We start from the raw sequence: 12471 nt of genomic DNA, 5'->3' as shown, positions 1-12471 counted from the left end.
CGGTGAAACGCCCGTGTTACTTCTTGAAGCATGAAATCGCAACACTCAGCTGCGTCCGCTGAGGAACGCAACGCGCGCATTGCAGTTACCATTTTCCCGCTGCTTGTCCTGGGCGGCGGCGCCGTCGCGTTGATGATACCGACGGCGTTCACCGGCCTCGCACCGGCGATCAATCCTCTTCTCGGAGTCATCATGTTCGGGATGGGCCTGACGCTGACACCGCCGGATTTCGCAATGATTGCCAGGCGCCCGATTCCGGTGGTAATCGGCGTCGTTGCGCAATTCGTAGTGATGCCGCTGCTGGGGCTGCTGGTGGTTTCCGTGCTCGGACTGCCGGCCGCCCTTGCAGCCGGTGTGATCCTCGTTGGATGTTGCCCCGGCGGCACAGCATCCAACGTGGTGTCTTACCTGGCCAAGGGTGATGTAGCACTATCAGTCGCCATGACCACTGTGTCGACACTGCTTGCTCCGCTCCTGACTCCTCTGCTCACCCTCTGGCTGGCAGGACAATACCTACCGGTAGACGCCGGCGCCATGGCATGGTCCATCGTCCAGATTGTGCTGATTCCCGTGGCACTTGGTCTGGCCGCACGCCTGCTCCTGCCTCGTCTTGTGGCAGCGGCGCTTCCCGTACTGCCCTGGATCTCGGTTGTCGCGATCACCCTGGTGGTCATGGCTGTAGTCGGGCTGAGCGCCGAAGCAATTTTCTCGGCGGGCTTGCTTGTGCTGCTGGCAGTAGTCCTGCACAACGGCCTCGGGTATGCGCTCGGCTATGGAGCTGCACGAGTTTTCAAGCTGCCGATTCCGTCCCGGCGCACCACGGCGATCGAGGTTGGAATGCAGAACTCGGGCCTCGCAGCAGGCCTCGCCCGGACACATATGACCCCGGAGTCAGCCCTCCCCGCAGCAATATTCTCGGTCTGGCACAACGTCTCCGGCGCACTTCTGGCAGCGTACTGGCGACGCCGCGGTGCAGCCGGAGAGACGCAGCGGCCAGCGCCGGAAACGAACCTCGCGAGCTAATTCAACTCACGGTGGTTTTTGGGCCCGCTACCGGTCGTCGTTGGCATATCTAAGGCCCAGCTGGGCCCGGACGCCATCGAACATCCGCATGGTGTCGAGCGTGTGCTGAAGCGGCATGGTGGGACTTTCGAGGAGACCCTCTTGAATGCACCGCGTGGTTTCGCGTAGCTCATAGGCGTACCCGTTCCCTGCCTGTTCGAACTTCTCCACCCGTGCTTCGCCTCCGTGCGGATGGACGTACAGTTCCCGCGGGTTGTGAAGCGGAGCGGACGTGCGTAGCCACCCTTTGCTGCCGGCGACGGTGGCCTGGCTCGGCCCGGAAGCCAACAACGACGACGACAGCTGGGCCTGCGCGCCGCTTGCATAGGTGAGGGTCAGCGCGTTCTGCGCGTCCACGCCGTCGTCATTCAGTGTGCCTTCGGCCGCAACCGAAGTGGGGAAGCCCAGCGATCCCAGCGCCCACGTGGACGGGTAAACCGTGAGGTCCAGCAGTGCTCCGCCACCGGCGAGCGGGTCCCACAGGCGGGCTTCGGGGTTATAGGCAGCTGGGAAACCGAGGTCCGCCTGTACCCAGCGGATTTCGCCGAGTTCGCCCGAGTGGATGATGTCCCACGCCCGGTTCACGCTGGGGAGGAAGCGCGTCCACACCGCCTCCATGAGGAACACCCGCTTCTCCCGGGCCAGATTGATGAGCTCCTCCGCCTCACGCGCGTTGACGGTGAAGGCTTTCTCGCACAGAACGTGTTTGCCGGCGGCAAGCAGTGCCTTGCATACTTCGTAGTGCTGGCCATGCGGAGTCGCTACATAGACGACGTCCACGTCCGGATCCTCAGCCAGCCGCTCGAAACCGCGGGAGCCGCCGTCGTCGTAATGCACGGTTGCGAAGCCGTGCGTATCGGCGAAGGTGCGCGCCCGATCTTCCCTACGCGAGCTCACCGCCTGCAGCACCGCGTCCTCGAGGCGGGCGATATCCTCGGTCACTTTCCGTGCGATCCCGCCCGTGGCAACCACGCCCCAGCGCAGCGGCGCGCCGGTAGCGGCGAAAGGCGAGGGCGCGTCCGGCGCAACGCAGGGGGGCACAGGGAGGCGGAGGTTCGTCGTCATTCCTTCATACTTCCGAATGCAGGAGGGCACGTCCACCCGTTACGGCAGTGGTACGTCCGCAACCCGCTTCAAGGACCAGCGCCGCCCCGTTCACCCGGCGTCGCATGGGCATTGCGAGCTCCGAAGCGCCGACCTGGGAGAGCCTCACTTTTAGCATGCGACGAAAAAAGATCCCCGGTCGCGAAATGCGGCCGGGGATCTTCCTGGAGTTGGCTACTTGACCAGCTCAGCGAGCGTGGGGTCATCGGCGTACGCTTCTGCCGCGTTTTCCTGGGTGACGATCTGCGGTTCCAGCAGGTAGGCCGGGACAACCTTCACGCCGTTGTCGTAGGACTCGGTGTCGTTGACCTCGACCTCTTCACAGGCGCCGATGGCTTCAACCATCGTGATGGTCTGCTCCACCAGATTGCTGGTGTCCTTGTTGATGGTGGAGTACTGCTCACCTGCCATGATCGACTTGACCGATTCCACCTCGGAGTCCTGGCCGGTGACAACCGGCGTATCCTTTCCTGCAGCCGCAACCGAGGTGAGGACGGCGCGTGCCAGCGTGTCATTCGGTGAGAGCACGCCATGCAATTCCTCGGAGGCGTAGTTACCGCTGAGGAGGGTATCCATGCGACGCTGCGCGTTCTCGGCCTTCCAGCCCTGGGTCACTGCCTGGTCAAAGGAGGTCTGGCCTGAGACGACATTGAGCGTGCCGTCGTCGATCTTCGGCTGAAGGACGCTCATGGCGCCGTCGAAGAAGACCTGGGCGTTCGCGTCATCGGGAGAGCCCGCGAACAGTTCGATGTTGTAAGGACCTTCACCCTTGCGCTCAGCCAACCCGTCCAGGAGGGCCTGGCCCTGCAGCTCACCGACCTTGAAGTTGTCATAGGCCACGTAGTAGTCCACGTTTTCGGTGTTGGTGAGCAGACGGTCATAGGCGAGGACCGTGATCCCGGCGTCCTTGGCTTGCTGCAGCTGGTTGCCCAGTTGTGCGCCGTCGATCGCACCGACCACGAGGACCTCCACGCCGTTGGTGATCATTGAGCTGATCTGGGCTTGCTGCTCCGCCACGCCGCCATTGGCAAACTGGACGGACGGCTCGTACCCGGCTTCGGTCAGGCCATCGTTGAACAGCTGCTCCGCCAGGACCCAGTTCTCCGAGGTCTTCTGGGGCAGCGCTACACCGATGGCGGCGCCTTCCTCGAACCCTTCGCAGGCGGTCTCGGTGCCGCCGGCGGTCCCGGTTGCCGTACCGGGATCCTCGCGGCCACAGGATGTCAGCGCCAATGCTGAAATTGCAGTGAGTGCTGCAAGTGATTTTGCGAAGTTACGCATTCGATTTCTCTTTCTTTAGCATCTTGCTTTGGTTGTCAGTGAAAGGTTTTGGCCAGAACCGGCGGATCGGTTCTAGAGGACCTGCTTTGTGCCCACTGCCTCCCGGGCTGCGGGGTTTTCCTCGGGCGCTGACGGCGCATCGGGCTTGTTTCGCCCGCCGCCGAAGTTTCGGGTGAGCAGCCCGATGATGGAGGGTTTCCCCTGGCTCTTGTTGTACACATCAAACGCGACTGCGATCAGCAGCACGAGACCCTTGATGATCTGTGTCATGTCGGCGCCGATGCCCATCAGCTGCAGGCCGTTGTTCAGGACGGCCATGACGAGGCCGCCGATCACGGAGCCGATCACCGTTCCCACGCCACCGGTCACTGCTGCACCGCCAATGAACACTGCCGCGATCGCATCGAGTTCCCAGCCCACGCCGTCGAAGGGGCCGGATGCTGTGGACCGGCCCACGAAGATCATTCCGGCGAGTGCCGCAAGGATGGACATGTTCATCATCACCAGGAAGTTCACGCGCTTGCTCTGCACGCCGGAGAGCTCGGCCGCGTGGCGGTTGCCACCGACGGCATACACATGGCGACCGACCACGGTCTTGTTCGAGATGAACGCAAAGATGATGACCAGGACAGCGAGGATGAGCCCGGGAATAGGGAAGGACGTTCCCGGGCGGCCGGTGGCAAACAGGGACGTGACGTACAGGATGGCGGCGGCGAGGAGGACGAGTTTCGCCACGGAGATCCACAGCGGCTGCACCTCTGAGCCGATCTGCGCGGTGCGGCGGCGGTTGCTGAACTCCTGGTACACGAAGAAGCCCACAGCGAGCAGACCCAGGAGCACCGTGAGGTTGTTATATCCCGTGACGGGTCCCACCTCGGGGAGGTAGCCGGCCCCGATGAACTGGAACGCCTCAGGTACGGGAATGGTGTTTGATTCGCCCACGTACTGGTTCGCTCCACGGAACAGGAGCATGCCCGCCAGGGTCACGATGAACGCCGGTATGCCCACGTAGGCAACCCAGAATCCCTGCCACGCTCCGATCAGTGCACCGAGGACAAGCCCGAGCACGATCCCGAGGTACCAGGGAATGCCCCAGTCGCGGATGGAGATGGCGACGACGACGCCGGCGAAGGCTGCCACGGACCCGACCGAGAGGTCGATATGGCCCGCGATGATGACCAGCACCATGCCGATTGCCAGGATCAGGATGTACGCGTTGCCGTTGAACAGGTTGATGACGTTGGTCGGTGTGAGTGTGTTGCCACCGGTCTGCCATTGGAAAAACAGAATCAGGGCGATCAGGGCGAAAATCATCCCGAACTGCCGGGTGTTGCCGCCGAACATTCGCTTGAGGGAATTCATGGTGCGTCCTAGGGATTCGGTCAGGCAGATTTTCTGCTGGCGGTCATGAGTTTCATCAGGGATTCCTGGCTGGCTTGCTCACGGGTCACCTCGCCGGTGATGGAGCCTTCGAAGATGGTGTAGATGCGGTCTGAGAGACCGAGGAGTTCCGGGAGCTCTGAGGAAATGACGATCACGCCCTTGCCCTGGTCTGCGAGCTTCTGGATGATGCCGTAGATCTCGTATTTGGCGCCTACGTCGATGCCGCGGGTCGGCTCGTCAAGAATGAGCAGATCGGGATCGGTGAACATCCATTTCGACAGCACCACCTTCTGCTGGTTGCCGCCGGATAATTTGGCCACGCCCTCGTTGACGCTCGGTGTCTTGGTCCGCAGCGACTTCCGGTATTCCTCCGCCACGCGGTATTCCTCGTCGTTGTCCACCACGAAGTTGTGGGTGATCTTTTTGAGGTTTGCGGAGACGGTGGTGGTCTTGATGTCATCCAGGAGGTTCAGCCCGAGCGATTTGCGGTCCTCGGTAACGTAGGCGAGGCCCGCGTCGATTGCCTGCGGCACGGACTTGAAGGTGACTTCCTTGCCGTCCTTGAAGATTCGGCCGGACTTGAAGTTGCCGTAGGAGCGGCCGAACACGGAACGGGCGAGTTCCGTGCGCCCGGCGCCCATCAGGCCGGCGAAGCCGACGATCTCCCCGCGCCGCACCTTGAAGCTTGAGTTCTTGCAGACCAGGCGGTCGGCAACGTTGGGGTGGCCGACCGTCCAGTTGCGCACCTCGAAGAACGTTTCGCCGATCTTCGGGGTGTGGTCAGGGAAACGGGACTCGAGAGAGCGTCCGACCATGCCGCGAATGATGCGGTCCTCGTCCACGCCGTCGTTCTTGATATGCAGGGTTTCGATTGCCTTGCCGTCACGGATGATCGTGATAGAGTCCGCAATCTGCTCGATCTCGTTGAGCTTGTGGGAGATCATGATGCAGGAGATGCCCTTGGAGCGCAGTCCGGACATCAGATCCAGCAGATGCTGGGAGTCAGCTTCGTTGAGTGCGGCTGTGGGCTCATCGAGGATGAGCAGCTTAACGGACTTGCTGAGGGCCTTGGCGATTTCGACCAGCTGCTGCTTGCCGACACCGATGTCCTTGATCTTGGTAGTCGGGTCTTCGCTCAGCCCGACGCGGGCCAGGAGCTCGACGGCGGAGAGGTTGACCTTGTCCCAGTCGATCACTCCGAAGCGTGTGGGCTCATTGCCGAGGAAAATATTCTCGGCGATGGACAGCTCGGGGATCAGGGCGAGTTCCTGGTGGATGATCACGATTCCGGCGGCTTCGCTGGAACGAATGTCCTTGAACTGCATCTCCTTGCCCTGGAAGACAATCTGACCCTGGTAGTCGCCGTAAGGATAGAGCCCGGAGAGCACCTTCATCAGGGTGGATTTCCCAGCACCGTTTTCACCGCAGATCGCGTGAATCTCGCCGGCCGTAACGGAAAGGGAAACATGATCGAGTGCTTTCACACCGGGAAATTCCTTGGTGATCGACTGCATCTCGAGGATGGTGTGGTTGTCCATAGAGGCCTTCCCGCAACTGACTGCGCTGTCCTTGGACCGAAAAGGCCCGCCAAAAAAGTAAACTCTGAGTAAGGTGTTGGCGTCAAGTCTTGAACGCAATTAATGTCGAACTGTTGGAAAACCAGAACTTAGCTTGAGCTAAGGCTGGGCTGGGACAAGACGACGGCGACGCCCCCCAGTGCTTCGGCGCGGTCCCCGAGGGAGCCCATGCTGACAGTTGTCGATTCTCCGACAACCGGCACTGCATGCCGAAGCAATCCGCGCCGGACGGGGTCAAGAAGGATATCGCCGAGGCCGGTCAGGGACCCGCCGAGAACTATCAGTTCGGGGTTGATCAGGTTGGCGACATGGGCAATGGCGCGGCCGATCGCGAGGCCGGCATCGTCGAGGACGCGAAGTGTTGCGGTGTCTCCACCGAGGGCGAGCTGCACAATGTCGGGCGCCGTGAGCGGCCGGTGGCTGGTGCGCTCTAGCAGGCTGATCATGGTTGCCGTCGAGGCGACGGTTTCGAGGCAGCCGCGGTTGCCGCACCGACAGATGAGGCCGTGCTCGTCGATGGTGGTGTGGCCTAGTTCTCCCGTGATCCCGACGTTGCCGTAGTACAGCGCACCGTTGAGGATCAGGCCGGCGCCGATGCCTGAGCCGATCTTCACGAAGATCAGGTTCTCCACCGAACTGTGCGGCCCCCAGGTGACCTGCGCCAGCGCTCCGAGGTTGGCGTCATTGTCAATGAACACAGGGATTCTGAGGCGTTCACTGAACGTCTCGAGGATGTTGATTCCCACCCATTCAGGCAGGATGGCGCCCTGCACAACGGTTCCTGTGCGACGGTCAATGGGGCCGGGGATTCCGATGCCGGCGCCGAGTAGCGCGCTTCGGGGAGTACCCGATTCCGTCAGCAGCCGTTCAAGGAGTTCCGCGGCGGCGTCGAGCCCTTCCTCCGCGGTGTGGCCGGCTGTCAGCGGGATGGCTTCCTCGCAAAGAACACGGTAGTCCGGGCCGGCAAGGACTACCCTCACGTGCCTTCGGCCGATGTCGATGCCGACAGCAACTAACCCGTTGTCATTGAGCGCAACGGACAGGGCCCTGCGCCCGGAGCTGGTGGTGGGGCTCGTTGTTACTGTGCCTGAGTCCGACATACCGCGAACAATGTTGGAGACCGTCGCCGTGGAAAGCCCGGTCTGGCGGGCCAGTTCAGCCTGGGTCTGAGGACCGCCGGTCGCAAGCGCCTGGACGATTCTTTGCTCATTGAGCTGCCGGAGAGCCGACTGGGAACCTGGCTTATGAAGGCTCGGCTTGGGGGCAGGCCTCGACGGCGCGGCAGACTCAACGGACATGCCTACAGATTCCTACACGAAGGTTGTTGCCGTCAAGAAGTAAACGCAACTCGATGGAGAGCAGCCAACTCCTGATAGCGGGAAGCGTTGTCCCGGACGTCCTGCAGTTCGTTGTCGGTCAGCTCCCGGCGGACCTTCGCCGGGACACCGGCCACCAGCGAACGCGGCGGAACCTGCATGCCTTCGAGCACCACGGCGCCGGCGGCAACCAGGGATCCCTCTCCGATGGTTGCGCCGTTCATGATGGTGGCGCTCATGCCGATCAGGCAGTCGTTCCCGATCGTGCACCCATGCACGACGGCGCTGTGCCCCACACTCACGCGGTCTCCCACGGTGGCGGGGAAGCCCGGATCGGCATGCACGACCACGTTGTCCTGCAGGTTTGTACCCGCGCCGATGGTGATGGTCTCAGTGTCTGCGCGCACACTGACGCCGTAGAACGCGCTGGCGTTATCCCCGAAGGTTGCCTTGCCGATGACGGAAGCCGTCGGTGCTACGAACACGGTCTCCGGGATCGAGGGAGTGTTACCGCCGAATTCAATGATGTGTCCCATCCGCCCAGCCTATCCCCGTGAGATCTCAGGCCGAGCTCCTTCGCGTGGAGCAATCCGGACCGGGCCCGGGGGTAATCGGGACTGGCGGGTGGGCAACCTGGACTGGCGGGTGAGCAACCCGGACCGGGGTGAGGGAAATTTCGCTCACGCTGGACCATGTTGCTCCAGCCCCGCTAGCAACCCCGCCGTACGCGTCTGTCCCACTTCGCTCCCGCCTCCGCCTCAACACTTCGTCACCCGCCGTCCGCGTCCCACTTCGTCGCTCGCCTCCGTCTCTGGCGGGGTCGGGTATTGCGGGCGTTATCCACATAGCCGGTTCTCCATCCGCGTGCGGGCGGACTATGGGCTTTGCTGGAAACCATGGCTGACTTTCCACTGCGAATCCGCACCAGCGCCGACAAACCGTACGAGGAGGCCTGGCCGCGGGAGCTCTCCCGACGTGCCAAGAGCGGCGAGCTGCTGAGAATCAGGCACGGGTGTTATGTGGACGCCCAAAGCTGGGGACAACTCGAGGACGAGCAGCGTTATCGCGGAATGCTCAAGGCGATGACCAGCACTGCACGTCGTCCTCCACTGTTCGGGGCGGAGACAGCGGGAGTGCTCTGGGGGTTCCCCCGCTCGGACCTGCCGCCGGACATCCAGGTGATCGTGCCGGTGGGTAGCGGGCGCAAGAGTAGCAATGGAGTGCGCCGGATGACGTCTCCTGCAGGCGAGGTCTCCGCCGAAGCGATGGGTTGCGGGCTACGTGTGACCGGCAAGATCCAGACGGCCGTCGATCTTTGTATGATCTATGACTTTCCATGGGCAGTTGCTGTCATGGACAGGCTGCTCAACACGAAGCCCCTCCCAGCAGAAAGTCGGAAGCGTCCAGTGACCAAGGCGGACGTTGAAGACCTTATCGCCCTGCTTCCATCCGGAGCCAAACGTCGAAAAGTCCGCCGGGTCCTCGACTTCGCCGATGGCTCGGCGATGTATCCGGGCGAGTCTCTGAGTCGGGTGTATATCGCTGAGCTCAGATTTCCGGCGCCCGAACTGCAGTACAGAGTGATGGATGAGCTGGGACTGGCCGCTGTCGTTGACTTCTGGTGGAAGGATCACGCGCTGGTCGGAGAGTTCGACGGTCGGGGTAAGTATCAGAAACCCGAGTACATGCAGGGGAAAACCGTTGCCCAAGTGGTGATCGATGAGAAGAACCGGGAGAACCGCATACGAGCCACAGGCAAAAACGTGGTGCGGTGGGAATGGAAGGAAGCCACAAATCCTCAGCTCCTGCTACGAGAGCTCACCAAGGCGGGATTGCCACGCATCAACCGGCGTCCGTGAGGCGCTGGGTGAAGCCGCGAGGAGCAATCCAGACGCCGGGCCGAGCACCCAGGACAGTGAATCGGGCAACCTGGACATAGAGCAGGAGTATTCGGACCGAGGTGAGGGAAATGCTGCTCACTTTCGTCTGAACTGCTCCTTTCGAGTCCCGGCCGGCGGGAAACCGGCACACATCCCACTCACCTTTGTCCAGGTTGCTCCCGGCCTCCGCTCCCGGCCTCCGCGACCGGGCTCCCCACCGGCCTCCGCGACCCGCCCGCGGCGAAGACAAAGCCAACCTCAGTCCTCCAGCACTACCGCCTGCGCAACAATCACGCGCTCGCCGTTGAACGTCACGGCGGGGGAGCCATGCAGCCGGTAGCCACTCTCCAGAGCCTCGCTCACCCGCGCGCAGAACGCGCGGTCGTCGGGGCCGGTCAGTACGCGGTAGCGCAGTGGCGTCTCATCACTCATGTTTACTCCTGAACGAACCTAGTTGAAGACTACGGTCCGCGTGCCATCGAGCAGCACACGGTGCTCGGCATGCCACTGCACGGCCTGTGCCAGCGTCCGGCTTTCGACGTCCGCACCCATCGCGGCCAGCTGTGGTGCCGTCCGCGCGTGATCCACGCGGATGACTTCCTGCTCGATGATGGGGCCCTCGTCCAGAGCCGGGGTCACGTAGTGGGCAGTTGCACCGATCAGCTTCACGCCGCGGGCGTGCGCCTGGTGGTAGGGACGCGCACCCTTGAACGACGGCAGAAACGAGTGGTGGATATTGATTGCACGCCCCACCAGCTGCGAGCACAGGGAGTCGCTGAGCACCTGCATGTACCGTGCAAGAACCACGAGTTCAATCCGATGCTCGGCCACGAGCTCTAAAAGCCGTTCCTCCGCCGAAGCCTTACCGTCAGCAGTGACGGGAACATGGTGAAAAGGCACGCCATAGAATGCGGCAAGGTCAGCCAGGTCCGTGTGGTTCGAAACAATCACGGGCACCTCGATCGGCAGGATCCCCGCGCGCTGCTGGAAGAGCAGGTCGTTGAGGCAGTGGGCGGATTTGGAGGCCATGATGAGCGTGCGCGCCGGTGTGCCTTCGGCGTGCAGCCCCCACGTCATCCCGAACGCCTGGGCTACCGGCGCCAGGTGCGCTTCGACGGCGCCCCGTTCCGATCGCGTGGTGATCGCCACCCGCATGAAGAACGTCCCCGAGTCCGGGCTGCCGTACTGCTGGGACTCGGTGATATTGCAGTCAGCAGCCACCAACGCCCCGGAAACGGCATGGACAATTCCCGGCCGGTCATCACAGGAGAGCGTCAGAATGAACGACGACGGCGCGCTGCCGGGAACACCGGCCTGTACAGCTTCAGTCACGCTCCAAGGTTACCGGGCACGGCAGGGGCGCAGCAGCGCTGCGAGTCACCGTCCGAAACACTTCGAGCCAGTTTGGCTGGAACTTTCGGGCGCACCCCGGTCAACAGGTAGCCTGACCTGTAGAACCCTCATCTCACCAGGAGCCTTCCGTGACTTCATCCTCTCCCTCTGTGACCCAGTCCGTGACCAATGCGCCGCTGTCCGAGGTGGACCCGGAAATCGCCGCGGTCCTCAACAATGAGCTCGCACGCCAGCGCGACACCCTCGAGATGATCGCCTCCGAGAACTTCGCGCCGCGATCGGTCCTCGAAGCTCAGGGCTCGGTCCTGACCAACAAGTACGCGGAGGGCTACCCGGGCCGCCGTTACTACGGCGGCTGCGAGCATGTTGACGTCGCAGAAAGCCTGGCCATCGAGCGCGTCAAGACGCTCTTCGGTGCGGAGTACGCCAACGTCCAGCCGCACTCAGGAGCCCAGGCCAACGCCGCCGCGCTCGCTGCGATGATCAAGCCCGGCGAGAAGATCATGGGCCTGTCCCTGGCGCACGGCGGCCACCTGACCCACGGCATGAAGCTGAACTTCTCCGGCAAGCTTTATGAAGTCGCAGCATATGGTGTCGAGAATGACACGCACCGCCTCGACATGGAGCGCGTCCGCGAGCAGGCCCTGGCTGAGAAACCCCAGGTCATCATCGCCGGTTGGTCCGCGTACCCCCGTCACCTCGATTTCGCAGCATTCCGGTCCATCGCTGACGAGGTCGGCGCCCTGCTCTGGACCGACATGGCCCACTTCGCAGGCCTCGTGGCAGCCGGCCTGCACCCGAGCCCCGTTCCCCACTCGGACGTGGTCACCTCCACCGTGCACAAGACCCTCTCCGGCCCGCGCTCAGGCGTGATCCTGGCCAAGCAGGAGTGGGCCAAGAAGTTGAACTCCAACGTTTTCCCGGGCCAGCAGGGTGGCCCGCTCATGCACGTCATCGCGGCCAAAGCCACGGCCTTCAAGATTGCCGGCACGGAAGAATTCAAGGAGCGCCAGAAGCGCGTCCTCGAGGGCGCCCGCATCATCGCAGAGCGGCTCATGGGCGCTGACGTCACCGAGCACGGAGTGTCGGTCCTCACCGGCGGAACCGACGTGCATCTGGTCCTGGTGGACCTCCGCCACTCCGAGCTGGACGGTCAGCAGGCGGAGGACCTCCTGCACTCGGTGGGCATCACGGTGAACCGCAACGCGGTCCCCAATGATCCGCGCCCGCCCATGGTCACCTCCGGCCTCCGCATCGGCACACCCGCTCTCGCCACCCGCGGATTCGGCTCCACCGAGTTCGCCGAGGTGGGCGAAATCATCGCTGCAGTTTTGAAGCCCGGTGCTGACGTCGAGGGGCTGCGTGCACGCGTATCCCGCCTCGCTGCCGATTTCCCGCTCTACCCCGGGCACGAGGAATGGTAGAAGACCTGCCCCCAGGTGCGTTGGACTCGGCGGCAGCCCGCTCGGATGAGTACGAGATCCCCACAGCGGAGTGCTGTTTCACAGGGTGCTG

General features: G+C 63.0%; 11 protein-coding genes and 1 pseudogene. 3 read left to right on the top strand and 9 right to left on the bottom strand.

The window, feature by feature from the left end:
• Positions 1–30 precede the first annotated feature (30 nt).
• Positions 31–1023 carry a bile acid:sodium symporter family protein gene (locus tag P4U43_RS07760; RefSeq protein ID WP_277358202.1) on the top strand — a complete coding sequence of 331 codons (993 nt, stop codon included), beginning with the start codon at positions 31–33 and terminating at the stop codon, positions 1021–1023.
• Positions 1024–1050: 27 nt separating this feature from the next.
• Here the strand turns inward: P4U43_RS07760 and P4U43_RS07755 are convergent, their stop codons facing one another.
• The 6 genes from P4U43_RS07755 to P4U43_RS07730 form a co-directional block, all read right to left on the bottom strand.
• Positions 1051–2127 carry a Gfo/Idh/MocA family protein gene (locus P4U43_RS07755; protein ID WP_277358201.1) on the bottom strand — a complete coding sequence of 359 codons (1077 nt, stop codon included), beginning with the start codon at positions 2125–2127 and terminating at the stop codon, positions 1051–1053.
• A 213-nt stretch (positions 2128–2340) separates the two neighbouring features.
• Entirely contained in the window at positions 2341–3447 is a 1107-nt protein-coding gene (locus P4U43_RS07750; RefSeq protein WP_277358200.1) for a substrate-binding domain-containing protein, read from the bottom strand.
• A gap of 72 nt (positions 3448–3519) precedes the next feature.
• Positions 3520–4809, bottom strand: a complete 1290-nt coding sequence (gene mmsB, locus P4U43_RS07745; RefSeq protein ID WP_056548945.1) for a multiple monosaccharide ABC transporter permease — start codon at positions 4807–4809, stop codon at positions 3520–3522.
• A gap of 20 nt (positions 4810–4829) precedes the next feature.
• On the bottom strand, positions 4830–6368 hold the full coding sequence (gene mmsA / locus P4U43_RS07740) for a multiple monosaccharide ABC transporter ATP-binding protein (RefSeq protein WP_277358199.1): 1539 nt from the start codon (positions 6366–6368) through the stop codon (positions 4830–4832).
• Between the two features lie 128 nt (positions 6369–6496).
• On the bottom strand, positions 6497–7705 hold the full coding sequence (locus P4U43_RS07735; protein WP_277358198.1) for an ROK family transcriptional regulator: 1209 nt from the start codon (positions 7703–7705) through the stop codon (positions 6497–6499).
• 32 nt (positions 7706–7737) lie between these two features.
• Complete coding sequence (locus tag P4U43_RS07730) at positions 7738–8259, bottom strand: gamma carbonic anhydrase family protein (RefSeq protein WP_277358197.1); 522 nt, start codon at positions 8257–8259, stop codon at positions 7738–7740.
• 360 nt (positions 8260–8619) lie between these two features.
• Here P4U43_RS07730 and P4U43_RS07725 point away from each other — a divergent pair, with 360 nt between their 5' ends.
• Positions 8620–9582, top strand: coding sequence for a hypothetical protein (locus tag P4U43_RS07725; protein ID WP_277358196.1), 963 nt, complete (start codon positions 8620–8622; stop codon positions 9580–9582).
• On the opposite strand, the gene P4U43_RS07720 is transcribed toward P4U43_RS07725, so the two are convergent.
• The 3 genes and pseudogenes from P4U43_RS07720 to purU form a co-directional block, all read right to left on the bottom strand.
• Positions 9566–9703, bottom strand: coding sequence for a hypothetical protein (locus tag P4U43_RS07720; RefSeq protein WP_277358195.1), 138 nt, complete (start codon positions 9701–9703; stop codon positions 9566–9568). The genes P4U43_RS07725 and P4U43_RS07720 overlap by 17 nt on opposite strands.
• Positions 9704–9870: 167 nt before the next feature.
• Positions 9871–10035: pseudogene (locus P4U43_RS07715) on the bottom strand (DUF1737 domain-containing protein); the annotation flags it as partial.
• 18 nt (positions 10036–10053) lie between these two features.
• Positions 10054–10935 carry a formyltetrahydrofolate deformylase gene (gene purU / locus P4U43_RS07710; RefSeq protein WP_277358194.1) on the bottom strand — a complete coding sequence of 294 codons (882 nt, stop codon included), beginning with the start codon at positions 10933–10935 and terminating at the stop codon, positions 10054–10056.
• 149 nt (positions 10936–11084) lie between these two features.
• On the opposite strand from purU, the gene glyA reads away from it, so the two are divergent.
• Positions 11085–12380, top strand: a complete 1296-nt coding sequence (gene glyA / locus P4U43_RS07705; protein WP_277358193.1) for a serine hydroxymethyltransferase — start codon at positions 11085–11087, stop codon at positions 12378–12380.
• Positions 12381–12471 lie beyond the last annotated feature (91 nt).

The sequence above is a fragment of the Arthrobacter vasquezii genome (genome assembly GCF_029455255.1).
Lineage (GTDB): Bacteria > Actinomycetota > Actinomycetes > Actinomycetales > Micrococcaceae > Arthrobacter_D > Arthrobacter_D parietis.
The sequence above is the reverse complement of the archived record's forward strand: the minus strand, read 5'-3'. Positions and strand labels throughout refer to the sequence as shown.